This window comes from Bacillus sp. XF8 (assembly GCF_017498755.1).
Classification (GTDB): domain Bacteria; phylum Bacillota; class Bacilli; order Bacillales; family Bacillaceae_G; genus Bacillus_A; species Bacillus_A bingmayongensis.
Genome location: NZ_JAGDQK010000049.1, coordinates 1 through 17,645, shown reverse-complemented (window position 1 = coordinate 17,645; position 17,645 = coordinate 1). Strand labels below are relative to the sequence as shown.

The following is a 17,645-nucleotide window of genomic DNA, read 5'->3' as shown; positions in this document are numbered from 1 at the left end:
TCTCTGTATCAAATACACTCTAAATCACTTCTTCTGCATCAGGTTGATCAATCACAATTACATCTCCATCTTTAAAACGAATTTCTCTTATATTTTCCCATAGTATTGTCACTATCACTTTTGGTTCTTGTAATACGCCGATAAAATCTGTTCCCACTTCTTGAATCTTTCCAACAATAACCTTTTCATCATTCTCATCACAACGTATTGTTACTTCTATTCTATTGCCAATATTTTTTAAAAGACGGAAATTTAATCTATCCTTTAAACCATTAACATTCAATGGGACCAACTCTTTACATAAAGGATCTCTATTACCTATCAACTTGCTCACTTGTTCGTCTTGAACTATAGGAACTTCTGTTTTTTGTTCTGCTTCGATTTTTTGCTTCACTTCTTGTTTCTTTTCTATTCTTTGTTCTATTTCTATTTTTTTCTCTACTTCTTGTTTCTCTTCTACTCTTTGTTCTACTTCTATTTTTTGCTCCACTTCTTCTTTCTTTTCTATTCTTTGTTCTGCTTCTATTTTACGTTGTTTCATTTTCCGGGTTTTATCTTCTAAACTTTCTTTCTTTTTTACTGATCCAGGAATATTTAATAAAGGGCGTGATCCCCTACTATTTGGTTTATCCGACCACAAAAGACAACCTCTCCTTTGACTCATTCTCTTCTTAGCTTATGAAAAAGAGAATGAAAAGGACACATATCAAAAATAAAAAAAGGAAATTTTTTCTTTCCCCAAAATAAAAGTATAAACTCCTGCATAATAATAGATTGGTAGTAAAAATCCATAATGAAAGGGGGTATATGCGTATTTTCTCTTGGTACATACCATGAGATTTCACGCTATACGTATGTCAAAAAACACTTCCAAGCAACAACATAAAAAACGACCACCTGAAACAGAAGGTTGTTCACCAAGCAAAAAAATCCCTTTAGAAAATACAGCCACTCTACCTGAAAACCAAGTATTTGTCGATTTATTAGGAAAAAACATCTTATTAACTACACGTTCTGATCAGTTAAATATTTTAGGGCAAACATTCCGTCCTATTTTCACTGGAAAAATTGTAAGAGTAACAGATGGTTTCATTACACTTTATCCTGTCATCATTAAAATGAATAATGCACCATTTTTCCAATTTCCTACACCTCTCAATTTTGCAATTGAAATGATCGCCTTCTTCTTACCCTTTGACCCTAATACTCGCTTTCCAATTCCATGATAATAAAGGTGGTGTAAAAAATGGAAAATCAAGATCAACTTAAAGAGAAAAAGCCGCTTCCTCCGATGTGTAGAAGTTCAGTTAACAATCCTTTAATTAATGAATTACGCCGTGCTAATGTTACACAAGAATTTGATAACCGCATCGGTTCTCGGGTTTTCATTCTTATTGCACAATTTCCTTTTATGATTATCGGTACCATTGTTGAAGTAAACGGAGATTACGCCTTTATTAAAATTGAAGCAACTCATATTAATGAATTTGATAATATGACGGCTCGTATACACATTGACGAGATTGAAGTGTTCTTTATTGAAGATGGAAAATTTGAAATTCCAAACATTCAGCAAATCCCAGGAGTTTAACTTAGCAGGCTATCCCACTTGTAAAGAGTAGGTGATAGCCTTTTTTTCGTATACAACGGGATGAATGATGGCACAGAAAGTATGAAAACCGCATTTATTATACTAGTCATATTTTATGAAACGAAAGGAGCCTTCAAATAATGAAAAAGGACAACCCAAACCCAATTTGGATTCCAACTTATTTTAATACCACTCCCTGTCCTCCATTATCTACTTGCTTTCCGGATGCCCCACCAGCCTTCCCTTCTCCTAACAGTTCACTTCCACAAGAAGAATTAAATCAATTACAAGAGTGCATTGAAGAAGCAAATAACTTACTCCATGTTATTTCAAATCCAAGAGATCCAGAAAACACAAGAGCTTTACAGCTTTTTCTTTTAACACTTCGTGGTTTAAAAGTACAAGCAACTATTGCATGTGACACTACACAGGAAAAACTAATAGGAACTTTAACAAATGCAGGGAAAGATTTCATTGAGTTAACAAACGAAAAAAAAGGAAAAGTACTGATTCCATATCTACAACTTTGTTTATTGAAACGAGATTGTAATCAAAATCCTATACCTCAACCTTTACCATTTAACTTTACTCCACCAATTCGGCAAAATTTAATATTACATTTTGGAAAAACAGTAGCAGCAAATCCCCTTTTAATTAATACTTTCTTTGGTATTTCTTTATCACTTTACTTACAAGGCTTTATTGGAAAGAAAATTACAATTCGACTGCAACATGAGGAAGAACCTATACAAGGGATATTAATTGATGTTCAGGAAGAAGATATTGATGATGATTTAAGACCCCCAGCTAAAATACAAATAAAAGTTGCTAATAAAATCGTAGAAGTTGATTTAGATGACGTATGTTTTATTTCCGTCTGTCCCCGTTAAAAACACTCATCAATAATACACAATAAACTACCTAAATAACATGCATATTGATTATCAAAAATTAGATATACTCATCCCGATATAGATGATTTATTCTTTTAAAAAGCGCACGTTTCAGAAAACAGTTCGATAGGAAATCCTAACAAGTTCACTTCGTTTCAAAACATAATCAGATTAGTAATCTGCGTATTTCATCTGGATTTTCTGCTCAAAAGATTACTTCCTATTTTTCTTTAAGTCCATTCATTTTATTGTAACCTTTCTTTTCAATCAACGAATTACAAACCTATACAACAAAAAGCATAGTATTTTGAAGTAAACCTTGAAAATAGGACACACATCAAAACACCTAAACTACTTGTTCCCTATATTCTTTAAGGGACAGGTAGTTTAACTTTTCTTGAATTCGAATTCGTACAGTTGTGTTGGAGCTGAACATGGACTGCCGTTTATATGCCCTTGTAAACTCTAAATGATATTCTGCATCAGGTAATCCAAACATAACTCCATCATATCCTTCGTGATTATGAAACTCACCTATCCGTTTTAAGCCTAATCCTTCTTCATAAAGTGAAACTTTAATCAGTGGGTTTTCTTCATCCCCCATTGATTATCAACCCTCACCAATCGGGCTTTTACGGGCAGTTGTTCCCCCACCTACCTTCCTTGTTTCTCTCTGAATCTTGAGGTGTGGGGCTTGCCGCCCGTTAATGCGAAATAAAAAATAGTAATTAGCACCTCTTTTCCCTTTCTCGAGGTGCTAATTACTTAAAAAATCTAATATTTAATCCCTTCACTCCTAACCTTTTGTATCCCTCAGCATGTACACACCTTCTTGTATATTTACAGTTCAAAATTATGCATATATCTCCGATAACTCAATAATTTTGTTCATAATACATTGTTCGTCGCTATGTAAGTTCATCGTTGCAACAGATCGTAGCATCCTATGCTCACCAATACAAATTCCCTCTTTTGCATGTAAAAACATTGATACATCATTTGCATCGTTCCCAAACGCAATGAACGTCCCTTCTTCTATTCCTAGTCTTTGCAATCCCTTCCATTTATGAACACCTAATGGACTTATATCAATAATCCCCTCTTCTTGATGTTCATACATTTGAATGGGAAGGTCATTAAGTGTTTGTACTACTCTTTCTTTATCACCATCAGGAAATAGCACAACCTTCACCATTTCTTTAATACAGTCAATTGATACATTCATAGCTAATTGATGAGGATCTATATTGCAATAAATCGGATGGTTTTCGCTACCTGTATAGGAATAATCCCAATGACTATCAATTAAATAATTAAGTTGATATGTATCAATTAAAGAACGAAGCTCATTCATTATCTGAGCATGAAATGACATGACTTCAATAATTTTTCCTTCTTTTGCAACAAATGCTCCGTTTCCACCAATCATTGAATAGTGATGCATATGACTTGGTAGCACAGGTAGTAAATCTCTAATTGGCCTAGCAGATGCAAATACAACTTCATGCCCTCTAGCATGACAAACATCTAATGCTTGCACTATACTTTCTGTTAGTGGTTTTCCTTTGAAACAAATTGTACCATCAATATCAAAAATAAAATTCATATACATCGCCCCTTTCTCCTTTCTTTTTAATGTAAAAGAGTTCTTATATAATGAACAGGACAGATGTCCGAAAAAGGGGAATAATTATGAAAAAAATTGAAGACGAGTTATTACTAGCAACTTATTTAAAGAACGAGCATGTACAAAAACTGTTTACTAATCTCCATCATCCATTTCAAATTCAAAGGTACAATGCAAGAGAAGTCGTACTACGCGAGGGAGAATCGATTGACGGCTTATATATTCAAATGTCCGGGCGTACGAAAATAACTACGAGCGTTATTACAGGAAAAGCATTGCTACTTCGATTTTGTTCTGCCGTTTCCATCATAGGTGATATTGAACTCATTCAAAATGTAGATATCCAATCCCATGTAAGTACCGAGGAAGAAACAGATTTTATTGTTATTCATAAACATTATGTTCAAAATACACTTTTACATGACGTTGCTTTTTTACAAGAGCTTTTACACCATGTGACCTACAAACTCCAAACATGTACCACTGCTTCACGTATCAATTTACTAGCTTCAGTAGAAACACGTTTTGCTAGCTATTTATGTACAATAAAGAATACTTCCAACCTATTCGGAAGAGAAATTCGCACTACAGATCATCATGAAATCGCCTCGCTCATCGGCACTACCACTCGGCACTTAAATCGTGTCATTGAAAAATTAAGTGAAACGGATACAATTCGCAAAGAACACAAACAAATTATCGTTAATGACTGGGAAACTATTGAACGACTTTCTAATGGTTTAAGATACGAATAATATCGTTATACTAAGTTGCATTTCAAAAAGGAGCAACTCATTCCAATTGCTCCTTCTCTTTATGATTCGTCTTTGTAATGGATTTTAGACTGTCCCTTTGACAATCCGTTAAACTACATCTCCCACTACTAACATAGAACGGTTTTGAAGTGTTTTTGAACGTAGGCTATACGCAATTACTTTCTTCTTATATTGTTTAATTACATCAACGTGATCATCGAAACTGTAAATCGAAAACCTAACATCATATTTGCCTCTCTTTGTCTCAATCACCAATGGAATTCCATCGTGCTGTGGCGGAAAATAATATTTCTCTAAAAATATTGCTTCGTTAAAGTAATCAATAATTTGAAGTTTATCTGCACCTTCTAATCGGTTGCCGTCAATTGTTACGGTGACAGCCTCACCATTAAGTTGTGGATGCAATTCAAATCTACTGATAAAAGATTCCACAACAGAGGTTGGAAGGCTCGACACTAATATTTTTAGGCCACCGAAAAGAAATAACATAACTATAAACCAGGTCGTCATATTTTATCACCTCCGTTACATGCTAAATTCCTGTTATTACATGACTCATATTTTCATCGGATGCTGTTTAGAGTCTCCGCAAATCTTGTAATCCCTACTTCAATATGGTTTGTATTCTCTCTTCCAAAAGTAAAGCGTACATAATTTTTTTTTGATCCCAAAACACTTCCTGGAAGAAAAGCTACACCATTTTGTATAGCTCTTCCTAATAAATCATATTCATGAACTGACTCCTGCACTTTACACCATAAATGAATTCCACCCTCTGGAACAAGAAAATCAACTCGATCACCTAAGAGTTCACCAAGACTTGTAATTAATTGATTCCTTCTCTGTTTGAGTTGTTTACGAAGCATAGAGATATGTGCATGAAAATTTTCTGATTCTAAAAATTGATTTGCCACCCATTGAGGAAAGACACTATGTCCAAAATCTACTTGCTGCTTTGCATCTGCTAAACGTTCAATGACCCGAGGGGGGCCAATAATCCACCCAATTCGCAATCCAGATGCTACGATTTTCGATAATGAACTAATATATAGAACATTTCCATTCGTATCCATGGATTTTAAAGTTTGATTTACTTCTCCATTGAAAGAAGTTAAGCTATAAGGATCATCTTCCACAATTGGTATACCAAATTCAGATGACAATCCCAAAATCTTTTTACGACGAGACAATGAAAGGATCGTTCCAGTTGGATTTTGATAATCTGGATTTAGAAATACCATTCGAATTCGGTGCTTTCTGTGTAAATCTATCAAATCATCTGGATTCATGCCATGTTGATCCACTGGTAAATGAAATATTTTTAGCCCAGCAGATTTAAACATTGGAAGCGAAAAACAATAAGATGGATCTTCAATCGCAATCGCATCTCCCGGCTTAAGCAAGCATTGAACGATAAGGTTAAGCGCTTGTTGAGCTCCTGATGTAATTAAAATAGAACGCGGATTAACATCTATGTTTTTATATTTATCAACATGTGAAGAAATTGTTTTCCTTAACATTTCATTTCCTTGTGGATGATCATAGCCTAAATTTCCTATAAATGTTTGTTCTGAGAGAATTGTACGAAACTGATCAGTTGGAAACAAGTCTGGTGACAATTCACCACTAGCCAAATTAATCAAATCATCCTTTTGCGTTTCCGCTCGAATTTGTTGAACCAATGGCAAATTCGGGAGAAATGAACCATCTTCTACATACCTACCCCAATTTGGAATACGTTTACACGATATCCCCCATATATCTGTGTTTACACGCGTTCCACTTCCTTTTTTTCGCTCTACTACCCCAAGTGATTTTAGTTCCTCATATGCTGCTACTATCGTACTGCGGTTCACTTGCAACTCTTTCGCCAAAGTACGTTCCGAAGGTAACATACTATCTGAAGAAAACTCTCCTGAAGAAATCCCCCGTTCTATATAGTCAGCAATTTGTTTGTAGATCGGCGTCTTGTCTGCACGATTGGGTCTCCATTCCATCTCATTCCCTCTTCCCCTTATCAGCAGGTTTTTTACTAATTGAAATAAAGTTCAAGCGTTAACCTCTGTTTGTTATATACTAAATACTTCTGTAAGTAAGTTAGTTTGAAAGTATTTCCTGTTTGGGTTTCATATAGTTTGCTCTATTCATTCCTAGTTATGAAGATATTCACTCATTCTACAATGCGAATAGTAGTAACTAAACAGACATATAACCCCCTTCTTCTACTACACCCACATACTTGAGGAATGGAACTTCTTTTCGTTAAAAGATAATATAATCTTTCCATCCTTATAACAAAGAATAGTGCTAAGAAATAACCATTCCAACTATTATAATTTAGACTATCTACTTATCGAAAATAGAAAAACTACAAAACGACAACCGCATACCACGTAACTCCTACGAGAAGGCTTAAAAGAAGGACGATATAAATAGCAGACAAGTTCGTCACATTTTGCTTCGTAGACTGACCGTATTTTTCCTCCACGTTTCTTGCCACTAGTACCGTTCCCAAGAGTGATACAATTACAATAATAACGACTAACGAAATTGCAAATTTCATTGGCTTCCCCCTCTCTAAAAACCGTCTATTCGAACAGAAAATCTAATCTTTCAACTTAAAAGTTTATATTTTTCCGGATGAGAACATAACCGAGATACTTAAAGAATACTATCTTTCTCTTTTATAATAAGGGATATTTATTTAAAAAGGACCATCCACTTTTACAACTTTTTGCTCATCCACTTTACGAGTATAAAATAGGGATTCTAAGAAATTACTACCACTAAAAAGTAAAAAAGAAATGTAAACTTCCTTTTGAAGTTATTAAAAAGAACAATACCAACAAAAAAGCAAACAACCTACTGAGTCTTTCTCATCGGTTGTTTGCTTTATATTAGCTCTCTGATACATTTGGGCTTCTTTATACCTACATCAAAAATTTTTAAAATTATTAATTAGAAAAATGTTAACCAATCAAAGCGAATTAACGGTTAGCCACTTCATTCTCTTTTTTAACATCAACTGGAACACGCTTCCCTATTCCAAAAACATAAAAACTAATGACAACGATCGCTAGGAAAATAATTCCTACAATAAGTGAGATTCGTGTATCTTCATTGAACCACATACCAATTAATACCATAATTAAAAAGACAATCGTTAAATAATTTGTAACAGGCGCAAAAGGCATTTTGAACGGATGATTTTCCATTTCAGCTCCTTTTGCTTTTCTGAATCGAATTTGACTAATCAGAATGACAAACCACGGAACCATACCAGGAAGTACACTTGCGCTGTATACATACACGAATAAGTTTTTCGGTGCAATATAACTTAAAATAACGCCAATCGCTAAACCAACTAACACACCAATCGTACCAAATAAAGGCACACCGTTACGGGAAATTTTTGCGAAGTATTTTGGTGCTTGTCCATTTATTCCTAATGTATAAAGCATACGTCCCGCACTGTAAATACCACTGTTACAGCCAGACATTGCAGCTGTAATTACGACAAAGTTAATCAGGCCAGCTGCTGCTGTAATCCCAACTTTCGCAAAAGTTGCTACAAACGGGCTTCCAATCGAATTTAGTTGATCCCAAGGGTAAACAGTTACAATAACAAAAATTGCACCAATATAGAAGATTAAAATACGCCAAATCGTACTTTGAATTGCTTTCGTTAACGTTTTCTTCGGATCTTTTGCTTCACCAGCTGTAATCCCAATTAATTCAACACCTTGGTAAGCTCCAACAACTAGTGATAGAGCAAAGAAGAATCCTGACCAGCCGCCCGTAAAGAAGCCGCCATTTTCCCAAAGGTTAGATAAACCGATTGCATTCCCTCCGTTACCAAATCCGAAGAAAATAAGCCCAAATCCCGCAATAATCATTAACACAATGGTAACGATCTTAATCATTGCAAACCAAAATTCAAATTCACCAAATGATTTAACAGAAATTAAGTTCGCCGCACCAAGAATCACCATTGTGATAATACCTGGCACCCAAGCAGGCAGATCCGGGAACCAATACTGCATATATGCCCCAACCGCTATAATTTCTGACATTCCGACGATTACCCACTGGAACCAGTTACTCCATGCCGTCATATACCCTGCTAATGGATGTATATACTTATGGCCAAATGTCGCAAATGAACCTGTTCCTGGCTCTACATACAACATTTCTCCCATCGCACGCATAATGAAAAATATAAAAATACCTGCGATTGCATAAGCAAGCATTACTGACGGGCCTGTCCATTGAATCGTGCTGGCAGAACCCATAAATAAACCAACACCAATTGTACCGCCTAAAGCAATCATCTGAATATGACGCGCTTCCAATCCCCTTTTTAGTTCTTTATTTGCCACTCCATTTCCTCCTCATCCACGATTCATAAGCGAAATAGGATACTACAATTCCTATTAGGTAAAAAATCATAAAGCAAGCGTCACTTTTGTCTCTCTCTTAAAAGATGCCCTAAAATCATTCCCCACTTCCCTCTGATCATTCATAATAGTACGAAAATTCACCCATCTCTCCTTCGTCATAAAATTAAAAAATTACTTATTTCATAATAATTTATTTATCTGAAAAATACAATTACTTTTCCTGGAAATTAATATATGTAAATTAAATAGAAAATAACATCTATATTAGAAATACAAACCATAATTTCAATATAATTGAATTTACGTGAAGATTCCCTCAAAAAATTCACATCCGCAGAAAATCGCGACGAATGCTCATTTGTAATTGAAGCTAATGTTAAGCATCGGCTTCAAACTTCTATTAATAACATTGGATAATATCAAAAAAGAACACCTAGAAAGCCTCTTATATAGACTATTCATCGGCATTCTTTTTAATTATACAATCTCACTTTATATAAGACTTATATTTCAAATTCCTTAATTTTTGCATTCGGACTCAATACTTTTTCTGGATTAAACTCTGCTAATGGCTCTCCATTTTTCACTTTGTTGACCCAATCATGGTTAGCTAGTGCTCCTCTACCTAAAGTAATCACATCCGCTTCGCCTTTTCCAACGATTTCTCTCGCTTTTTCTGAATCATGGAAACTGCCATTTACAATTACAGGCAACTGACTATATTTTTTTGCTAGTGCAGCAAGCGTTGGGCTTTCATCATTTTCTCCTTTAGAAAAAGCTGGTTGCCATGCTTTATATTCTATTATATAGAATAAATCTATACGGGTCATTTAATAGGGATAAATTCCATTATATAGCTCATTTTCACACGTATCTCGGCTAACTCTCTAAATAATTTTAAGTTTTATTTTTTGTAACAGGAGATTTTCTTTTTCGTCATTTTTTTACAGCTAATAACATCAATAAAAGCCTCTGCTAATTGTTGGTCTAATATTAACCTAAGTTACAATAATATCAAGACTTCCTTATTTTTTTCGTTTTTATATGTTGTATTGCAACTTTAGCAGCTTTTTCTTTTGTCTGGTTGTCATTTTGGATAATCGATATCGTATAACCTATGATTAAAACTATAATAGCTAAAATTATTAGAATTATAATATTCTTTTTTAGAAAAAAACCATATTTTCCCTTTCAAAAAGATTTATACTAAAATAATATATTTGGGAGAAAAATATGAGTAATTCTATTAGTGATAAAACTTTAGTTGAATTATCAGGAAGAAGTTATAGAAAAGCAAGTAGATATAGAAGTGAATATTGGAGATTACAATAGTTTTGAAGCTCCAAATGTTATTGATTTATTACCTAAAGATAAAAAAGAAAACCTTTAAGAGGAGAATATAAAGATCAGATTAAGACTATTAACAAAGAGAGGAAATAACATTATGAAAAAAGTTTTATTTACACTAGCAACAACGGCATTATTATTTACAGGATGTTCTTCGAAGGAAGATGAACGAGTTAAGGAATTAACTAAAGAAATCGAAGAATTAAAAAAAACAGAAGGCGGAACGGCTTCAAAATCCTGGGATAAACAAACGATAAAGGATTTTATGAATAAAGCGAATGAAATTTTAAAGGAATCTAAAAACGGAGTTCCCACTATTTCCGACATGGAGTTACAGGTTACACAACTAAAAAACGCGTTTTTAGAAGTGAAAAAAGAGAGACTTCCGAGAGACTACGAAGACGCACTTTATAACGTCCTATCAAAGTCAGATATGTTATATCTAACTCACTCCCTAGGTTTACCAGATGATAAAGCAACGGAAGCATTAAAGAAAAGCATAGAAACAGTAAAAACTACCTCTAAACGCTTCGAGTATTAAAAATAAGTACATAAATATTTAGGATAGGAGGAGGAGTTATGTTGAAAATAATTTAAAATACAATTTTGTTTCTTTTATGTTTAGTAGTGCTTAGTGGTTATTTTACTAGAGAGGGAACAATTGTCGGTGGGAAAGTACATGGTTCTTCAGATAGTATATCTGGGAAGTATAAAAAATTCTCTGGTTCTGCAACTCAAGATATGAAAGTCAAAAAAGATGAAGAGTAGGTATTACGAAACAAGGAACTATAACTGCTTATGTTGTGGATTCAAATGATAATACAATACTAGAATTTAATAATGGAAAATATGAAAAAATATCAAAGTATCAAAAGATGGTACATATAAGGTGAAAATTAAAACGGAAGGACACAGTGAGGAATTTTTAATATCATGGAAAAAAGAAAAGTAGTTTTTTTATTAAATATATTGTTATATCCAAATTATATGAAAAACGTATCAAGTTCGGTATCTGTTTCTTCTTTGTTAATGCCAATTATAGCAATAAAATAAAGAGAATTAATTTGTTGAATATACGTATAATATCTAGAAAACCTTACATAATTCTAATATGTATTATGTAGTAATTGTTGAAATGGCTTGTTTGTATACGAGTTGCTGCTTACCATGAACCATCATAAGAACAGTGAATTGGTCCATTGCGAGAATCTGCCCAGGTATCCGAACGCCACTCTTTAAAAATACAGTGATTTGCTCTTTTTTCTCTTTTAGTTATTCATATATTTGTTCTTGTAAATCCTTCATATGAACCACTCCCTTTTCATAATCGTATCACATTTTCATATAAATACCGGTACAGTGACATATTTCGCAAGTTACGCTTCAGCACTAACTAAAAAGGATAAGAACCCCTTAGTGAATAAGTATTATTTTTATTAGTAAATACAGTATGTGAAATTATTTATGTTTAACTAAAAAAAGCCCCTATGAAAGGAGCCAACTATTTTACAAGATATTGTTCTAATTCTTTCACTTATACCTTCGGGACCTACAGTGATCTTTCCATCTTCTACTTCAACGTGCTTAACTTTTCAATCGCTTGTTGTTCAGTTGGTAAGAAAAAGATATCGTATCCGCTGTTACATTCATAGATGAAGTCTTTTAAGCTTTGACTTGAATACGCAGAAAAATCTCCAATAATTGCAACCTTCACTCGATAATTGATGAACTTCTGAAGGATTTGGCCTGCAAGTCGTGTTTTCAAATCAAAAAAACTTTCACTTAGTAGAGATTTTCTTATAACGATACGATTGCAAGCTGCTTCATATTGTACGGTTGCCATAAAATCCAAAGCTGACTGAACATCTCGTATTAATATCTCATCGCTTCTCACGACGGCAATATTTTCCCCACCTACTTCTACCTTCTCTATATTCATAATTACCCTCCTAAAAACTATATGGAAAGACCAGGTTTTGTGTACAAATATTTTTAACTTGATGAATTTGCACTTCTCTAGCTCGAGAGAAACTTCACTTTATTTAAAATTAATTCGATTTAAAAGCTTAGTCTTTTGATAGTGGAACATAGATTGAGATAGCTCAAAGATCGTTCCATTTACAAGATGTACTGTATTTTCGATTAGAAGTACTGGATCATGTTCGTGTATTTCTAATAATTGTGCACTTTCTTTATCTGCTTTTTCGCAACTAATTACTTTATCAGCAAATCCGATATTGAGCTGTAAATCTTCAATTAAATAGCTGTATATGGATTTCAATGCAATTTCTTCATTTAAATATGGAACAATATCTTTTTTAAAGAAGCTTATTTCAATAGAAAACGATTTATCGTCTACAATTCGTAATCGTTTTAAAAAATATAGCTTCGTTCCTAACTGACATTGCATCCGTTCTGCTATTGTCTCGTTGGCCTCTATTACCTTTAATTCTAATACTTTCGTTTCAATATTTTGCGAAGCAAGATTTTTTGTTAAACCACGTAGACTTCCTAAATTAATGTAATCTGTTACAGATGTTTCTCGTAAAAACATCCCACTTCCTTGTACTTGAAAAATATACCCTCTATTGACAAGCTGACTAACAACTTTACGTATCGTATTTCGGCTCACTTGAAATCTATTCATTAATGCTTCTTCTGTTGGTAATTTTTTCGTCTCATCGAACATTCCATCGCGAATATCTTTCTCTAAAATATCGGCAATTTTTTTGTACTTTACAGTCATATTCCGTCTCCTAAAATTCTCTTTTCCTTTTTATAACTCTTCTCCTCTCGTTTCGATAATATGCTTATACCAATGAAACGAAAGTTTCTTCTTACGTTTTAAGTTATCATTATGGTCAACAAAAATAAAGCCATATTGCTTTTTATAACCATTTAACCAACTTAACAGATCAATCACTGACCATGCATAATACCCTTTTAAATGAATCCCTTCTTGAATCGCACGCTTTACAACTTTTAAATGCTCTTCAATATATTTAATTCTTGGAACATCTACAATTTCTCCATCAATGATTGGATCTTCATCACCAAGTCCGTTTTCTGTCACGTACATTTTAATATCACCATATCGGTCTTTCAACATATGCAAGCCATCTAAAAATCCTTCTGATGATATTTCCCATCCCCATTTTGTATATGTTTTATCTTCCATCTTAACTGTTCGGTAAAATCCATCAAAAGAAGGGTTACCTGGTGCAAGAGTAGAGCTCTCTCTAGAATGTTCCTCATTCTTAATATCTTTACTATATCGTTCAACTCTTATAGGTTGATAATAATTCAAACCAATAAAGTCATTTTTCTCAGCATTTCGTTTTATGATTTTTAATTCTTCAATCGTCCAATTTGGTGTCCAGCCCTTTTCTTTTAATTGTTGTACAACATAAGATGGATACTGACCTTTCAATACTGGATCATAATACCAAAATGTTTCATATTCATTTGCGTGATTTGCTGCTAGTATATTTTCTGGCTGATTATCCACACTATACGCAGGTAAGAAAACATGTGTAATCCCAATCTCTCCATATTGCTTTAATTGCTTGTAAATTTCAACCGTTTTAGCATGCGCATAAAACACATAGTGAGTGGCTTGAAAATATTTCGGCATATCATTTTGAATCCCTGGTGGATGAGCTCCTTTTAAATATCCTAAGCCACAAAACATTACTGTTTCATTAAATGTAATCCAATGTTTTACCCGATCCCCAAATGCTTTAAAGCAAATTTCTGCATACTTTACAAAAGCTTCTGCTGTTCGCTTATTCGTCCATCCACCATCTTGTTCTAATGTTAACGGTAAGTCCCAATGGTATAAGGTCACAAACGGTACAATCCCATATTGTAAACATTCATCGATAACATTGTTATAAAATTCTATCCCTTTTTCGTTTATCTCTCCATCTCCAGTCGGTAAAATTCTCGCCCAAGAAATAGAAAAACGATAAGACTCTAGTCCCATTTCAGCCATTAATCGAATGTCTTCTTTATATCGATGATAATGATCAACAGCTACATCACCATTTGTCCCATTGTATGTTTTACCAGGAATTTTTGAAAACATATCCCAATTCGTAACACCTTTTCCATCTTCATTCCATGCACCTTCTACTTGATAAGAAGCTGAAGCAGCCCCAAATAAAAAATCATGTGGAAACTTCAAAACACATACCTCCATTTCATAGCAATAAATTAAATTTGTATACACTTATTAAATTTATAGGTACAAATTTAATAAGTATAATTATAACTCAATCTACAAACTTTTTCTACATAGCTATTATGAATAAACGGAGCTCCTTATTTATCATTTCTCAGATTTACCTGATTCAACTGAAGAAACAAGAAAAAACACTAGCATTTTAACTTGACTCCTAATAAACACAGCTATCTGTTAAATAAGAATTTAATATAAAGTATCGATTCATACCCTTCCCCCTTTTGTTGTAGAAAGACATGAAAGTAGATACTTTTTAGACAAGAAAATGGATACTTTTTTTATAAAGAGATTGCTTCAGTTGTATATAATTTATATATATTTCATGATTATCAATAACAAATTTATTAATTAAAATAAAGAACTATATTTCTTCACAGCTGTATAGAAGTCATTAATTCGCCATTTATATGTGCATTCATTAGTAAAGGTTGTTCACAAAAATCTATAACCCTTTAATCGTATTCTATAATTAACCAATGTCTGTACTCTAAATCACTGAATAAAAAAGCTTCGCGTTATAACTTAGAACTACATGAGAACTATCTATTATTTCCAAATTTCTTACTAGTGTTTATGGTTAATGGTTTAAACACACAAAATTTCCCATCTATTTCCTGGAAATTTGAATCTTACGGGAACAAATCCACTTGTCTTTTATTTAAAAAATATCCTCTTTCCTATCCATTTATTTGGACAAGAAAGAGGAGAAATTTGTATACCTTCCTTAGTTTATGTATCCTTTACAGACATCAATCCACTTTTAATAGTTTGAATATCGTTCTAACTCTTCTATTGTTAATTCAATTGCACTGTTCCCACTACCACCTGAGCCCTGATATGTAGAAGCGAATTTATCCGGAACCTGAAAATGTGTAGAATCCAATACACGAATACGACGAAAATAATTTGAATACAGAGTTGTAATTTTGTTAGTAGAACAAAATTGTTGATGAAGTAAATATGCTAGTATTTGTTGTAAAAACTGTGCAGCCTGAGAATTAAAGCGTTGATTGAGTCCTTCTGGACTCATAGAAATACAGGTGTTAGCTTCTAATCGACTACATAATTGTGCCAATGAGGTATGAGCTATATCTTGGCTTAACCAAACACACAGAGCAACAAAATCCTGTGCACGATATTTACTTCTTCGTTGAACAAATCCTACTTTTCTAGCTAATTGATCCAGAGCATGTGGTGACATATGTTGCTGTAATTCTTTAGAAAACAATTGTAATTCATCAGAAATCGATAAATTCATACCAAAAACGCCACCCTTTCTGTATATTTCTACAAAAAGAATAGCGTTTTTTCGTGTTATGGATACAATTTTTTAGCTTGATAGCGATGAAGTCCTGTCAACCGAATGACATAAAACCCATGTTAATACATTTTTGGGAAGTTAAAAACCGAATTTAATTTTCTTATTTTTGTAAACTTTTCTTCATAAATCCTAAAATATCTTCACGCAGTTCTTCATGTTGAAGTGCCATTTCAATTGTCGTTCGAACAAATCCTAATTTTTCTCCAACATCGTAACGCTTTCCTTCAAAGTTATAAGCAAATACACGTTGAATTTCATTTAAGCTTTGAATAGCATCTGTTAATTGGATTTCACCACCAGCACCAATATTTTGCTCTTCTAAAAACTTAAAAATTTCCGGCGTAAAAATGTAACGACCTATAATTGCTAAGTTTGATGGTGCTGTACCTTGTGCTGGCTTTTCAATAAAATCACTCACTTGATAAAGACGTCCCACTTGCTCTAATGGATCTATGATTCCGTAACGATGTGTTTCTTCTTCCGGAACAGTTTGTACACCAATTACTGATGAAAGTGTTTTATCATATTCATCCATTAATTGACGTAAACATGGTTTCTCGGCTTGTACAATATCATCACCTAGTAATACAGCGAATGGTTCATCACCAATAAACTTACGTGCACACCAAACAGCATGACCTAGTCCTTTTGGTTCTTTTTGACGGATATAATGAATATCTACCATTTTTGAAGAAGCTTGTACTTTTTCAAGTAATTCAAACTTTTTCTTCTCTAATAAATTTTGTTCTAATTCAAACGCATTATCAAAATGATCTTCGATAGCACGCTTTCCTTTACCCGTAACAATAATAATATCTTCAATACCAGATGCAACTGCTTCTTCTACAATGTACTGGATTGTTGGCTTATCAACAATTGGAAGCATTTCTTTTGGCATTGCCTTTGTCACTGGTAAAAAACGTGTACCTAAACCAGCTGCAGGAATAATCGCTTTTCTTATTTTTTTCACAACAAATACCTCTTTTCTAACCCCGATACTATATTGTCTACTTATAAATAATGGGTGTTATTCTTTCCTCAATAATTAAAACGTCTCAGAAAAGTATACCACATATCCAGTGTTTCTACTTTCATATGTCTTTTAATATACAGTAGTCCCGCCACATACCCATCCCATCAAGCTAAGATTTTAAAATACCCCCTAAACGGTAATTTTGTGTTTTTTATAGCAACGAAGTTCATTTTTATCATTTTGGAGTAATTTTGTATTCTTAAGTTGATGGTGATGGGGTAGCACCCCATACCCATCAAGCTAAGATTTTGAAGTAGCCCCAAAACGAGAAAAATGTAAAAAAATTTCGTTCTGGGGTAGTTTCTATTGTTAGGCTGATAGCCATGAGGTGATCCCCCTATAAGGGGTCACCATACATGCCCATCAACTTAGGAAATTTTAATACCCTCAAATACCAAAAAACGTTATCCTTTC

General features: G+C 33.5%; 17 protein-coding genes and 4 pseudogenes. 7 read left to right on the top strand and 14 right to left on the bottom strand.

The window, feature by feature from the left end; genetic code table 11:
* Nucleotides 1–19: 19 nt before the first annotated feature.
* Entirely contained in the window at nt 20–541 is a 522-nt protein-coding gene (locus tag J4P91_RS25155; RefSeq protein WP_207996251.1) for a hypothetical protein, read from the bottom strand.
* A gap of 313 nt (nt 542–854) precedes the next feature.
* On the opposite strand from J4P91_RS25155, the gene J4P91_RS25150 reads away from it, so the two are divergent.
* The 3 genes from J4P91_RS25150 (at nt 855) to J4P91_RS25140 (ending at nt 2,481) form a co-directional block, all read left to right on the top strand.
* Nucleotides 855–1,226 carry a hypothetical protein gene (locus tag J4P91_RS25150; protein WP_237741364.1) on the top strand — a complete coding sequence of 124 codons (372 nt, stop codon included), beginning with the start codon at nt 855–857 and terminating at the stop codon, nt 1,224–1,226.
* Between the two features lie 20 nt (nt 1,227–1,246).
* The gene (locus tag J4P91_RS25145; protein WP_017151323.1) at nt 1,247–1,591 is read left to right on the top strand and encodes a hypothetical protein; all 345 of its coding nucleotides are present in this window, start codon (nt 1,247–1,249) and stop codon (nt 1,589–1,591) included.
* 140 nt (nt 1,592–1,731) lie between these two features.
* The gene (locus tag J4P91_RS25140) at nt 1,732–2,481 is read left to right on the top strand and encodes a hypothetical protein (protein WP_017151322.1); all 750 of its coding nucleotides are present in this window, start codon (nt 1,732–1,734) and stop codon (nt 2,479–2,481) included.
* A gap of 457 nt (nt 2,482–2,938) precedes the next feature.
* Here the strand turns inward: J4P91_RS25140 and J4P91_RS29150 are convergent.
* Together J4P91_RS29150 and J4P91_RS25130 are read right to left on the bottom strand one after the other, a co-directional pair.
* Nucleotides 2,939–3,088, bottom strand: a pseudogene (locus J4P91_RS29150) (hypothetical protein); the annotation flags it as partial.
* Nucleotides 3,089–3,337: 249 nt separating this feature from the next.
* Entirely contained in the window at nt 3,338–4,096 is a 759-nt protein-coding gene (locus J4P91_RS25130; RefSeq protein ID WP_207996250.1) for an HAD-IIB family hydrolase, read from the bottom strand.
* An 80-nt stretch (nt 4,097–4,176) separates the two neighbouring features.
* Here J4P91_RS25130 and J4P91_RS25125 point away from each other — a divergent pair, with 80 nt between their 5' ends.
* Nucleotides 4,177–4,866: a Crp/Fnr family transcriptional regulator gene (locus tag J4P91_RS25125; RefSeq protein WP_207996249.1), complete on the top strand. Its 690-nt coding sequence runs from the start codon at nt 4,177–4,179 to the stop codon at nt 4,864–4,866.
* Nucleotides 4,867–4,974: 108 nt separating this feature from the next.
* Here J4P91_RS25125 and J4P91_RS25120 read toward each other — a convergent pair whose 3' ends face one another.
* The 5 genes from J4P91_RS25120 to J4P91_RS29145 form a co-directional block, all read right to left on the bottom strand.
* A complete protein-coding gene (locus J4P91_RS25120) occupies nt 4,975–5,397 on the bottom strand; it encodes a YfmQ family protein (RefSeq protein WP_207996248.1) in 423 nt (140 codons plus the stop codon).
* A gap of 53 nt (nt 5,398–5,450) precedes the next feature.
* Nucleotides 5,451–6,884 carry a MocR-like pyridoxine biosynthesis transcription factor PdxR gene (pdxR, locus tag J4P91_RS25115; protein ID WP_207996247.1) on the bottom strand — a complete coding sequence of 478 codons (1,434 nt, stop codon included), beginning with the start codon at nt 6,882–6,884 and terminating at the stop codon, nt 5,451–5,453.
* Nucleotides 6,885–7,255: 371 nt separating this feature from the next.
* Nucleotides 7,256–7,450, bottom strand: a complete 195-nt coding sequence (locus J4P91_RS25110) for a hypothetical protein (RefSeq protein WP_017151316.1) — start codon at nt 7,448–7,450, stop codon at nt 7,256–7,258.
* Between the two features lie 424 nt (nt 7,451–7,874).
* Nucleotides 7,875–9,266, bottom strand: coding sequence for an amino acid permease (locus J4P91_RS25105; protein ID WP_207996246.1), 1,392 nt, complete (start codon nt 9,264–9,266; stop codon nt 7,875–7,877).
* 524 nt (nt 9,267–9,790) lie between these two features.
* The gene (locus J4P91_RS29145) at nt 9,791–10,117 is read right to left on the bottom strand and encodes an oxidoreductase (protein ID WP_243764006.1); all 327 of its coding nucleotides are present in this window, start codon (nt 10,115–10,117) and stop codon (nt 9,791–9,793) included.
* A 434-nt stretch (nt 10,118–10,551) separates the two neighbouring features.
* Here J4P91_RS29145 and J4P91_RS29475 point away from each other — a divergent pair, with 434 nt between their 5' ends.
* From J4P91_RS29475 to J4P91_RS25090, 3 genes and pseudogenes are all read left to right on the top strand, one after another.
* Nucleotides 10,552–10,677, top strand: a complete 126-nt coding sequence (locus J4P91_RS29475) for a hypothetical protein (RefSeq protein ID WP_279538707.1) — start codon at nt 10,552–10,554, stop codon at nt 10,675–10,677.
* Nucleotides 10,678–10,731: 54 nt separating this feature from the next.
* Nucleotides 10,732–11,175, top strand: coding sequence for a hypothetical protein (locus J4P91_RS25095; RefSeq protein ID WP_207996245.1), 444 nt, complete (start codon nt 10,732–10,734; stop codon nt 11,173–11,175).
* A gap of 62 nt (nt 11,176–11,237) precedes the next feature.
* A pseudogene (locus J4P91_RS25090) lies at nt 11,238–11,586 on the top strand (hypothetical protein).
* A 164-nt stretch (nt 11,587–11,750) separates the two neighbouring features.
* Here the strand turns inward: J4P91_RS25090 and hfq are convergent.
* The 6 genes and pseudogenes from hfq to galU form a co-directional block, all read right to left on the bottom strand.
* A pseudogene (gene hfq, locus J4P91_RS25085) lies at nt 11,751–11,939 on the bottom strand (RNA chaperone Hfq).
* Nucleotides 11,940–12,204: 265 nt separating this feature from the next.
* Complete coding sequence (locus J4P91_RS25080) at nt 12,205–12,573, bottom strand: DUF4180 domain-containing protein (RefSeq protein ID WP_207996244.1); 369 nt, start codon at nt 12,571–12,573, stop codon at nt 12,205–12,207.
* 99 nt (nt 12,574–12,672) lie between these two features.
* Complete coding sequence (locus tag J4P91_RS25075; RefSeq protein ID WP_207996243.1) at nt 12,673–13,380, bottom strand: GntR family transcriptional regulator; 708 nt, start codon at nt 13,378–13,380, stop codon at nt 12,673–12,675.
* Between the two features lie 30 nt (nt 13,381–13,410).
* Nucleotides 13,411–14,820, bottom strand: coding sequence for a glycoside hydrolase family 1 protein (locus J4P91_RS25070; RefSeq protein WP_207996242.1), 1,410 nt, complete (start codon nt 14,818–14,820; stop codon nt 13,411–13,413).
* 862 nt (nt 14,821–15,682) lie between these two features.
* Nucleotides 15,683–16,135 (bottom strand): annotated as a pseudogene (locus J4P91_RS25065) (transposase); the annotation flags it as partial.
* Between the two features lie 163 nt (nt 16,136–16,298).
* Complete coding sequence (gene galU / locus J4P91_RS25060; RefSeq protein WP_207996241.1) at nt 16,299–17,168, bottom strand: UTP--glucose-1-phosphate uridylyltransferase GalU; 870 nt, start codon at nt 17,166–17,168, stop codon at nt 16,299–16,301.
* Between the last annotated feature and the right edge of the window lie 477 nt (nt 17,169–17,645).